The sequence below is a fragment of the Alkalinema pantanalense CENA528 genome (assembly GCF_050753345.1).
Classification (GTDB): domain Bacteria; phylum Cyanobacteriota; class Cyanobacteriia; order Leptolyngbyales; family Leptolyngbyaceae; genus Alkalinema; species Alkalinema pantanalense.
Genome location: NZ_JBLZFX010000145.1, coordinates 1 through 10,700, shown reverse-complemented (window position 1 = coordinate 10,700; position 10,700 = coordinate 1). Strand labels below are relative to the sequence as shown.

The 10,700-nt window shown below is 50.0% G+C and carries 8 protein-coding genes; 7 read left to right on the top strand and 1 reads right to left on the bottom strand.

What is annotated here, in order from left to right; genetic code table 11:
- The 7 genes from ACN4EG_RS26035 to ACN4EG_RS26005 form a co-directional block, all read left to right on the top strand.
- The coding region (locus tag ACN4EG_RS26035) for an SLBB domain-containing protein (protein WP_431633200.1) at positions 1–1,461 on the top strand (1,461 nt) is incomplete at its 5' end.
- 106 nt (positions 1,462–1,567) lie between these two features.
- Positions 1,568–4,003 (top strand): polysaccharide biosynthesis tyrosine autokinase, encoded by a 2,436-nt coding sequence (locus ACN4EG_RS26030; protein ID WP_431633199.1) that lies wholly within the window; start codon positions 1,568–1,570, stop codon positions 4,001–4,003.
- Positions 4,004–4,274: 271 nt separating this feature from the next.
- Positions 4,275–5,309: a glycosyltransferase family 4 protein gene (locus tag ACN4EG_RS26025; protein ID WP_431633198.1), complete on the top strand. Its 1,035-nt coding sequence runs from the start codon at positions 4,275–4,277 to the stop codon at positions 5,307–5,309.
- Positions 5,310–5,438: 129 nt separating this feature from the next.
- The gene (locus ACN4EG_RS26020; RefSeq protein WP_431633197.1) at positions 5,439–6,638 is read left to right on the top strand and encodes a glycosyltransferase; all 1,200 of its coding nucleotides are present in this window, start codon (positions 5,439–5,441) and stop codon (positions 6,636–6,638) included.
- Positions 6,639–6,819: 181 nt separating this feature from the next.
- On the top strand, positions 6,820–8,091 hold the full coding sequence (locus tag ACN4EG_RS26015; RefSeq protein ID WP_431633196.1) for a glycosyltransferase: 1,272 nt from the start codon (positions 6,820–6,822) through the stop codon (positions 8,089–8,091).
- Positions 8,036–8,899 (top strand): glycosyltransferase family 2 protein, encoded by an 864-nt coding sequence (locus ACN4EG_RS26010; RefSeq protein WP_431633195.1) that lies wholly within the window; start codon positions 8,036–8,038, stop codon positions 8,897–8,899. Before ACN4EG_RS26015 ends, ACN4EG_RS26010 begins: the two co-directional genes overlap by 56 nt.
- Positions 8,900–9,072: 173 nt before the next feature.
- The gene (locus ACN4EG_RS26005) at positions 9,073–9,945 is read left to right on the top strand and encodes a GNAT family N-acetyltransferase (RefSeq protein WP_431633194.1); all 873 of its coding nucleotides are present in this window, start codon (positions 9,073–9,075) and stop codon (positions 9,943–9,945) included.
- 132 nt (positions 9,946–10,077) lie between these two features.
- Here ACN4EG_RS26005 and ACN4EG_RS26000 read toward each other — a convergent pair whose 3' ends face one another.
- A complete protein-coding gene (locus tag ACN4EG_RS26000; RefSeq protein WP_431633193.1) occupies positions 10,078–10,554 on the bottom strand; it encodes a response regulator in 477 nt (158 codons plus the stop codon).
- Between the last annotated feature and the right edge of the window lie 146 nt (positions 10,555–10,700).

Genomic DNA, 10,700 nt, shown 5'->3' with positions numbered 1-10,700 from the left:
TCCCACTCCCTACCCTCCCACGCTCCTCCACCCATGTCCCGCCTAACCCAGATTTCCTCTGCAAGCTTACTCTCCCTCCTCTGGATCGCTCACGGTGGGCTGTCTGCGGTTGTCCTGGCTCAAACCACAAATCCCAATCCTTCCCCGATCGCGACGCCGTTACCCCCAACGATTCCCACAGTTTCTCCCAATCCCATTAAGCCAATTACAACACCGTTGCCCCCAACTATTGTGCCAGGGCGTTCTAATGTTAATACTGGTAATGGTTCAACAATCCCCCTAAGCAATTCAAATTTCAATAACCTCACGCCGAATGGCATTAATTCCCAACTCAATAATCCCCCATCTAACTCAGCAATTAATTCCAACCCTAATCCCACGCTTAATAAACTACCTAATACGACCCCTAATACGATTCCCAGCGTAATTCCCAGCGCAATTCCTGGCGTAATTCCTGGCGCAGTTCCAACTACATCAACGCCCCGACCCGATCGCAACTGGGCCGTTCCCGATCGAGGCATTCCCCAACCCAACCGACCTGCGCGTTATACCCTAGCTCCCGGCGATCGGATTAACGTCGTGATTTACAACGTGCCGGAATTTACAGGAGCCTACCAACTGATGGTAGATGGCTCAATCATGCTGCCTGTCATTGGTGCGGTGGATGTGGAAGGCATGACCGAATCGGAAGCCGCTGTAACCATTAGCAAGCTCTATGCCGATGCCCAGGTGTTAGTCAAACCGGTCATTATGGTATTGCTCTCAGAAATGAGTAATGTCCATGTGGCGATCTTGGGTGAAGTGACTCGACCCGGAGCCTACGTCGTCACGCCGAAGAATGGAGAATTGCCGACGCTCACGCAAATTATTGATGAAGCGGGCGGCATTACCCAACAAACTAATTTACAACAAATCGAGATCCGGCGACCCTTGCGGGATGGCACAGCGGAAATTATTAACAGCAGTCTATGGGATCTACTGACCAATGGCGATCTCAGCCAAGATATTGCCATTCGGGATGGCGATACGGTGATTTTGCATACCGCGACTGAAATGACGCCCGAAGTTGCCCTCCAAGTGGGTCGATCGAACGTTTCTCCCGGAGAAATCAAGGTGAATTTGCTGGGTGAAGTATTGGCTCCAGGGGTTCAAACGATTCCGACAGGGACTTCCCTGAATGAAGCCATTATGTTGGCGGGGGGATTTGGGCCAAGGGCTAAGAAGAAGACGGTAGAACTCCTTCGGCTGAATGCCAATGGCACCGTTTCCCGTCGCAAGATTGCTATCAATTTGGATAAGCCGATTAATTCCGATTCCAACCCCATCCTGCAAAGCCGTGATGTGATTCTGGTCGATCGCTCCTTGGGGGCAAAAATTACCGACACGATCGGCAATATTCTCACGCCCATCAATAGTATCTTCTCCGTGTTTGGCGTCTTTAGACAATTTCCTGGCAAATAGGGATTCCTGTCTTCTAGCTCGGATTTGTCATTCAAATTGGTCATTCAAACCTGTTACTTAAAACGACTTCTCAAAACCGCTGTAACGTAAGCCGCATCTTATGACTATGTCTCGTCAGCCTTCTACCAAACCCACCGTTAACGATCTGTTGCAGAAGCTGAACCAACAGAGTAATCCGATCTCACCGACTGCGCCCAGTAGCGATACGGATCAGGCTGGGGAAGCCACTTGGAGCCTGCCTCAGATTGTGGGAATGCTACGCCGTAAAGCGATCGTGATTGGCATTTGTGCGATCGCCATGGCAGGGCTGTCGGGCTTAAAAAATGCTCGCAGTGTTCCAGAGTTTCAGGGGAGTTTTCGGTTGTTGGTGGAACCAGTGAGCCAGCGTCCGGATATCAACGATCAATTGACTGAAAGTAAATCCGCACCTTCTAATAAGGAGTTCGACTATTCCACCCAAATCGAAGTGCTCTACAGTCCCAAACTGATGGGAGAAATTTTGAAGGAAGTCAACGATCGCTATCCGGGCACGACCTATGATGTCATTTCCCAAAAGGTATCGATTATACGGCTGGGCGAGACAAAGATCATTGAAGTCAGTTACAGTGATTCCAACCCGGATAAAGCACTTTTGTTGCTGCAACGCCTAGCGCGGGGGTATTTGGAATATAGTCGTGAAGATCAACAGGCTCAACTTAAACAAGGGTTAAAGTTTGTCAATCAACAATTGCCGAAAATTCAAAATCGGGTCAACGAATTACAAAAGCAATTGGAAACCTTACGGCAAACCTATAATTTCGTTGAGATTAAAGATTATTCCGCAACGTTAAGTGGTCAGATTGCAACTTGGACGCAGCAACGCCAAGAAAAACAGGTGGAAATTGTTGGGCTAGAAGCCCGTCGCCGGATTCTGCAGGAAAAATTAGGTCAAACGATCGCCCTCAGCCAATCCGGTCGCTATCAAGCTCTGTTGCAAAAATATCAACTTCTGGAACAACAAATTGCCATTGAATCTGCCCGCTTTGGCCCCAACTCTCCCAATATTCAGCTCCTCCAACGGCAGGCAGAAAACCTTGTGCCCGTCATGCTTAAAGAAGCAGAACAATCCGTTGGGGAACAGTTGGCGGTGGCAGAAAATGATTTGCAAATTGCGATCGTCAAGCAACAAACAATCAACAAAGTGTTGAATTTCCTCAATGCAAAATATAGTCAATTACCCATTTTGTCCCGCCAGTTTAGTGAAACCCAACGGGATCTGACGATCGCGACGGATAGCTTAACGCGGTTTCTGCAAACCCAGGAAAGCCTCCAGGTGCAAGCCGCTAAAAATGATGTGCCGTGGCAACTCATTTCTGAACCGAAAAACCTCAAGCTTAAACCCGGAGCCAACCCCATTAAAGGGATGATGAGTGGGGCTGTGATTGGTATTTTTATTGGGATTGGAGTCGCTTTCCTGATCGAAAAACTGGAAAATACCTACTACACCGTAGATGCCATGAAACGGAAGGTGAAGCTACCTATTTTGGGCATTATTCCCCTACATCCCGATCTCAAAGATGGCATTCCAGGGATGCACATTGTGGATTTGCGGTTACCGGATACTGTGGATAGTCAATCCTTGACTGAAGCCTCCACCAATTTGAAAAATCGGATGCGGGATCTGCTCAATCGTAAGGCGAATAGCCAGGAAGCGGGTTCTGCCCAAGATGACCTAGCTGTACAAAATAGCGATCGAGATAGTACCAGAATTCTCAATGGGACCGGGGCACCCAATTCCTTGCCGAGTGATCGCAAAGCGTTGCCCCTCGTGGAACTTAATTTAGATCTTGAAGAGGCAACCAAAGCAGAAACGTCGGCATCCGAGTTAGCGTTGGCTGATCCCAATAACAATTACTGGCTACGGGAATACGATGCCTACGGCTTTATGGAAGCCTTCCGGACACTCTACTGCGCCATGCAGCAATTGGGTGAAGGTCGCTTAGATAATGGCTTGGTAATCAGTTCCGCATTGCCGACCGAAGGACGCACGACGATCGCGGTGCACTTGGCCCAAGCGGCGGCGGCGCTGGGTAAGCGAGTCCTGTTGGTGGATGCCCATTTCCGGCGGGGCAGTACCCAAATTCAATCCTTGCTCGGTTTACCAAGTGGGCCGGGGCTGAGTGACTGCCTTACGGGTAAAGCCACCGTGACCCAAGTGATTCAGCGGCTGTCCTGGGAATCCAGCTTGTTTGTCATTGGTGCCGGAGAGCCACCGCCCGATCCCACCCGTCTACTCGCCTCTGCCACAATGCAGGATTTAATGCCCCGTTTTCACCAGAGTTTCGATTTGGTGATTTATGACATGCCACCGCTGATGGGCTTGGCAGATGTGAAATTGCTGGCTGCGAATACCAGTGGTCTGGTCTTAATCACCCGATTAGGCAAACGGGGTACCGCCGATGCCATGGCCACTACGATCGATCGGCTCAACAGTGCCCGGATTCCCATCTTAGGAGTCGTCGCCAACTGCGCAACCAACTACTCTGTCGATCTCTACGCATAATCTGCACACCTAGTTGACGCGACGCTCGATCGCTAACAGGCTGGATCATACTGGACTCAAGCTTCTGCCTAGACAGGAGCTTTTTTCATATCCTGGAATATTTGCGTTCGTAGGCTCGGGCATTTGCATTGGAGAATGTTCACTTTAAGGAAATGCTAAAACAGATGCCGCCCATAACATCAAGTTATACATCTCGAACAGCAATATATATATCATCAACAGTCTGGGGTTGCGATGCTGGATATAGCTCAGACCTACACCAGTTATTTTTATGACCCTACTGTTAACCTTTGCTAGCACTCTGTTGGGAGGCTTATGTTTAACTCCCCTTGCCAAAATCATCGGGGCCGCCTGGGGCTTTCTGGATCAACCCGATTCCCGTAAAATTCACCAGCAGCCCATGGTGCGCATGGGTGGATTAGCCATCTGTGCTGCAACATTCATGGGATTGCTAGGGATGATGGTTGTCGGCATTTCCCTGCCCACTCATAATCCTGCATTTATGGCAATGCTCTTGGGCAGTGTGGGATTTTTTGCAATTGGGTTGGCCGACGATCGCTGGAGTTTATCCCCGATTTTGCGGTTAGGTTTGCAAGGGGTCATTACTGCCATTACCTGGTATTTCGGATTACGTCTAGATGTAATTCCTATGCCAGGAATTGGTACGATCGACCTGGGACTGTTTAGCCTGCCAATTACATTTCTTTGGTTGGCGGGAGTGACCAATGCGATCAATTGGCTGGATGGCTTGGATGGTTTGGCCTCTGGCGTCAGCGCGATCGCGGCAATGATGTTTGCCTTAGTGAACTGGAAGCTCGGCAATCCCGACATTGCGCTGGTGTCCATGGCAGTTGCAGGAGCAACGATCGGCTTTCTCCGTTACAACTTCAAACCCGCTCAACTTTATATGGGCGACAGTGGTTCCTATTTCCTCGGCTCGATGCTGGGTGGTATTGCCATTCTAACTGTCCAACACCATGCCAACTTTACCCTTACCATGTTGCCCTACGTGATTCTGGCCGTGCCCATTTTGGACATGACCTTTGTGATTGTCAGCCGTCTGCGGGAAGGCAAATCCCCCTTCTTCCCCGATCGTCGCCACATTCACCACCGTTTACTCCAAGCCGGCCTGTCCCAAACCAGCGCAGTGTTGAGCATTTACGGTCTCATGGGTTGGGCTGGCTTAAGCGGAATTCTCCTCAATATCAATTCCGTCGCGTGGAGCAATGTATTCCTCCTCGTGTTCATCCTACTGATCACCCAAATCACCATCAAACCTCAAATCACCCAACTTCCCCAAAGCTAATCAGCCCTGATATTCCTCCTACCCTCCCACTCTCCCACTCCATCTCCTACGCCCTTGCTAGCTCAAGCTTCTTAATTCTCAGCCCTACGTTTTCTCTCATTGTGTGAGTTTTTCCATCCCATTAACGCTATGCAATCAACCGTCGGTATAGGCCAAACATCCGTTGCTCCTTGCTTGCATTTTTGGACCCCCGGTCTCTTTGACTTTAAAGGTGGCATCCAGGTCTTTTCCCAATTTCTCCTACAAAATCTCCAAGCGCTCTATCCTCAGATTCAGTACGATGTCTTTTCCATGCACGATCGCAATCCTGCCAGTCAGCGCGATCGCTATTTACCGCAGACAAAGTTCTGGGGCCAGGGACAGATTCCAATTCGCTTAAGAACGCCAACCTTTGCCGCCCAAATTGTTAGCATGGGACTCTGGCAGCGGCCTAACCTCGTCCTGACCACCCATCTCAACTTCACGGTGGCCGCCCATCGCCTCAAGCAACTGGCAGGCGTCCCTTACTGGACGATGGCCCATGGCTTTGAAGCCTGGGAAGTCGATCGACCCCAAGTTCGCCAAGCGTTGATCAATGCCGATCGTATTCTTGCCGTCAGCCACTATACCCGCGATCGTATGCTAGCAGGGTTGGATATTGATCCCGATCGTATTCATGTTTTGCCCAATACCTTTGGAGCCGAACGCTTTCAAGTGGCAGAGAAACCGGCTGCTTTGTTAGAACGCCACGACCTGCGGCGGGAACAGCCGGTGATTTTGACGGTCAATCGCTTGGCGGCGGGGGAATCCTTCCACAGCTACGATCAGATTTTGGCAGCGCTCCCGCAGATTCGATCGGTCATCCCTGACGTGCATTATCTGATTGTTGGGGGTGGCAACGATCGCCAACGCCTGGAGAAACTGATTCATGCCCAAAACCTAGAAGATTGTGTCACCTTGGCTGGGTTTATTCCCGATGAGGAATTGCCCGCCTATTACAATCTCTGTGATGTGTTTGCCATGCCCAGCAAGCTGGAGGGCTTTGGCATTGTCTATCTCGAAGCAATGGCAGCGGGTAAGCCTGTAGTCGGGGGCCAAGATGGCGCGATCGATGCTTTGGATCGGGGACGGCTAGGCGCGATCGTCAATCCCGATGATGTGGCGGAAATTGCCACCACCCTGACAAAAATTCTGCAAAAACAATATCCCAATCCCCTCCTGTATCAACCCCATGGGCTGCGGGAGGCTGTGGTGCAAACCTTTGGAACCCAAGGCTTTCAACAACGATTATCTACAATCATGGCGGATTCTCCCCTGCTTCAACCCCTGCTAATTCCGAGCAGTGTTTGATTTGTGGAGATGTTTAGTTTGTGGAAGTATTGGATTCCAGTTGGCTAGTTGTTGATTCCCTTTCATTTGTGATTTTGCAACTTAATTTTGGTCGATTATTGATCGGCATTATCTCCTTGAAATCTCATTCTCGATTTCGTATCCTTTCATGTTTCTTATTCCCATGAATTAATGCATCTCTATGAAAATTCTGCACGTCATTCCCTCCGTTTCACCTGTACGGGGTGGCCCCAGTCAAGCTGTGTTGGAAATGGTGTATGCCCTGCGTCAACAGGGAGTTGACGCCACGATCGTCACGACAAATGATAGCGGCGACGATCTGCTCCCCATTCCCTTACACCAATGGATTGATTATCCCGTCCACCAAAGTTCTCCCGCTGATTCTTCCGATGCCGCGCACAAGACGGTTCCCCTGCAAGCATTCCCCAAGTTTGCTCCCGCTATTTCAGCCGTTCGGGAATTCACCTTTTCCCCGGCCCTTACCCGTTGGTTATGGCATTCCATTACGGATTATGACTTGGTTCACATCCACGCCATCTTTTCCTATCCATCGACAATCGCGATGGCGATCGCGCGGGCTCGGAATGTCCCATACATCGTGCGCCCCCTGGGACAACTCTGCACTTGGTCGCTGCAACAGGGAGCGGCAAAAAAACGGGCCTATCTGAAAATCATTGAAATGGCCAATTTACAAGGGGCTCGATCGCTCCATTTCACGGCTCTGCAAGAACAGCAGGAAGCGGAAGCGGTCGGGTTAGCCACACCCAGTTTTGTCGTGCCCCACGGGTTAGATATGCCTGCGGTGAATGCCCAAGCCCAGCAGGAGCTGCGTCAACAGTTAAACCTGCCTGCCGATCAACCGATCGTGCTGTTTCTGTCCCGACTCCATCCCAAAAAGGGGTTTGATGCGCTCATTCCCGCGTTGCAGCAATTGCGCGATCTGCCCTTCCAGTTTGTGATTGCAGGCAGTGGGGCAGCGGAGTATGAAGCGCAGTTGGCAGCGGAAATTGAGACGGCGGGCTTAACCGATCGCACCCATTGGTTCGGCTTTGCGAAGGGGGAAACCAAACAGCGGCTATTACAAGGAGCGGATTTATTTGTCTTGCCATCCCATTCCGAAAATTTTGGCATTGCCGTACTAGAGGCGTTGGCGAATGGATTGCCTGTTCTGATCACACCGGGCGTTGCCCTGGCGACGTTGGTGCAGGATCATGCCCTAGGCTGGGTGACGGAGCAAACCCCCGATGCAGTGGCCGCTGGCCTACGATCGGCCTTGCAAGATCCGCAAACCCGTGAAGCCATGGGAATTCGGGCAGAACTTGCGGTGCGATCGCAGTTCTCTTGGCCGCAAATTGCCAAACAGTTAGTTCAACATTATCAATCGATTCTTTTCTACGATGCTAAACTCTATCACGCCGGTTATTCTGACCTACAACGAGGCTCCCAATATTGAGCGGACGCTGCAAAGTTTGGCCTGGGCCGATCGTATTGTCGTGGTGGATAGCCACAGTACCGATGCAACGCTGGAAATTTTAGCGCGGTATCCCAAGGTAGATGTGTTTTCGCGCACCTTTGATACCCATGCCCAGCAGTGGAACTACGGCTTGGCCCAAGTGGAAACTGAATGGGTTCTGTCCTTGGATGCGGACTATCGCTTGAGCGAAGAATTGGTGGCGGAAATGCAAGGATTATCTGCCCGATCGACCGTAGACAGTTACTTTATCCCGTTCAAATATTGCGTCTTTGGCAAACCGCTGCGGGGAACCTTACTACCGCCTCGGGAAGCCCTCTTCCGCAAGTCTAAGGCCAATTATATTAACGATGGTCATACGCAATTGCTAGCGGTGAATGGGAAAGCCAGTGCGGTGAAGTCGGTGATTTACCACGACGATCGCAAAGCCTTTGGGCGTTGGCTCTGGGCCCAGGATCGCTATGCCATTTTGGAGGTGAAAAAGTTACTCACGGCAACGCTCGATCAACTCAGCTTCGGCGATCGGCTACGGAAACAAAAGCTACTGGCTCCTTTAGTTGTGCTGATCTATTGCTTAATTGTGCGGAAAGGGATTTTTGATGGCTGGCGGGGCTGGTTCTATGCGTTTCAGCGAGTGTTGGCGGAACTGATTTTGTCGGCTCGTCTGATCGAAGCGAGTTGTAATCCCGAAACAGATATTGTGCTGGAACCGAAGGCGGGGGAGCCAGGTCGTCCTGAGGCCAAATTAGCCCCATCTAACCGCCATACTGCTGACATGCCCGTGACATAATGATCAGCCATAATCATGGGGAGTGACAGGTTATCCAAGGCCAAGAGCCGCATTGGAGCGATCTGAATCAACCTTATAACAGTTGTGTAGCTAGCCCGATCGGGATTACCTTGGTAAAAGGATCCCGATTTTTTATTGCAATTTTGTAGTGCAGGATGAATGGGTGAATCGTCATGGATCAGCATTCTCGGGAAATTGCTATGATTCAAGTTTTGACAACACCATCATTGTCGCAAATCAGTACCGCGATCGAGTGGTTGGTCGCTCAAGATCAGAAAAATCTTGATTTGGAAATTGCCTTGAATTTGATTCTCCAAGGTCAAATTATTCCCCACGAACGCGGTGGGTTAGTAGCCATAGCCTACGCTGCTGCCCAGGCCACTCCCTGCAATGAATTCGGTAAATTAACCGAGATCCAAGGAATCGTGATGGCGAAACCAGCCAATCTGCATGTGTCGATCGTCTGTGCAAATGCTGTGATCGCGGAAATGTTGTTTGCGTTAGTTGCTGCGAGGGGTTGTCCAAAACGATTTTGCGCTTCGGAACCAACTAAGAATTGGATACGGCCTTTATTGCTCCAGCGCTATTCAGTGCAGCGGGAATTTGATCAGCGAGTTCTAGTGTGCAGCCAACCGCCCCAGGACGGAGCCGGACGCTGGGCCGTCCCACAGGATAAACCCGCCCTACAAGCCTATGCCGCTGCGTATCTTGCGGAACGAGGGAGTGGTAGTCTGGATTATCCTTGGGATGACTGGATTGAACAACGACGGATTGCTGTCTTAGAGCAGGATGGGCAAATTGTTGCGGTGGTCAGGCGGGGAGAGACGAGCCATTGCGCGATCGTAGTTGCTCCTTTTACCTTTGCACCGTTTCGGCGGCAGGGATTTGCCCGTCGGTTGCTCACCTTTTTTACAAAAGAGGTGCTGCAGGAGTTTCCAGCCGTGATGCTATGGGTCGATCAGGATAACACGGCTGCGATCGCATTGTATAACGCACTCAACTTCCAATGGATAGGCAACTGCTACACAGGATATTTTGTGAATTAATCGAGTGTATTCTCCAAATTTATGGATATGCTTGTAAGAACATTTAAGACAACGGATGTCATCAAATAAAGTCAACGCTGAATAAATTTAACACTGAATATAAAAATTCAATCTCAGGACAGCTCGCAAAACTTAAAGAACGGTCGATCGCGTTAATAACTCCTGGTGCGCCAATTCCTGCTCTAAATATTCAATACGGCGATGGGCTTCATCTAATTGCTGCTGCAGCTTTTTCTTCTCAAGAGCCGTATCAATACGATGGCGCAGAATTGGCCAGCGAATTGGTTTGGTAATATAGTCCGTAATGCCTGCGTTGAAGGCTCGATCGATAAACTCTGCATTTGACAACGCCGTAATCATAATTAACGGTGGGCAATCACTGCCATAGGTCGCTTTCAACGTCTGACAGCAGGCAAAGCCGTCCATATCAGGCATCACAGCATCAATCAGAATTAAATCAGGTAACTGCTGTTGGCAGATTAGCAGACAAGCTTCCCCGTTTTGGGCTTCAATCACCCGATCGCCATTGTGGGAAATGGCACAGTTCAGAATGCTACGGAGATTGGGCTCATCATCGACCACTAAAATAGTAGGTTGATTAGAATTCATTGGTATCCTCTCCAAAAAATGTTAACTTATTAAGGGATTTGCCAAGAAATAATATCCCCTTTTCATCCCCCCACCCTCCTACCCTTTTACTCTCCTACCCCCTCCCCCAATGGGATTTTATTTATATTCCTTTCCCTAACTCGGCA

Coding starts and splice junctions, on each gene's coding strand:
- ACN4EG_RS26015 (WP_431633196.1), top strand. CDS start 6,820: ATGAAAATTCTGCACGTCATTCCCTCCGTTTCACCTGTACGGGGTGGC.
- ACN4EG_RS26025 (WP_431633198.1), top strand. CDS start 4,275: ATGACCCTACTGTTAACCTTTGCTAGCACTCTGTTGGGAGGCTTATGT.
- ACN4EG_RS26005 (WP_431633194.1), top strand. CDS start 9,073: ATGGATCAGCATTCTCGGGAAATTGCTATGATTCAAGTTTTGACAACA.
- ACN4EG_RS26000 (WP_431633193.1), bottom strand. CDS start 10,554: ATGAATTCTAATCAACCTACTATTTTAGTGGTCGATGATGAGCCCAAT.
- ACN4EG_RS26030 (WP_431633199.1), top strand. CDS start 1,568: ATGTCTCGTCAGCCTTCTACCAAACCCACCGTTAACGATCTGTTGCAG.
- ACN4EG_RS26010 (WP_431633195.1), top strand. CDS start 8,036: ATGCTAAACTCTATCACGCCGGTTATTCTGACCTACAACGAGGCTCCC.
- ACN4EG_RS26020 (WP_431633197.1), top strand. CDS start 5,439: ATGCAATCAACCGTCGGTATAGGCCAAACATCCGTTGCTCCTTGCTTG.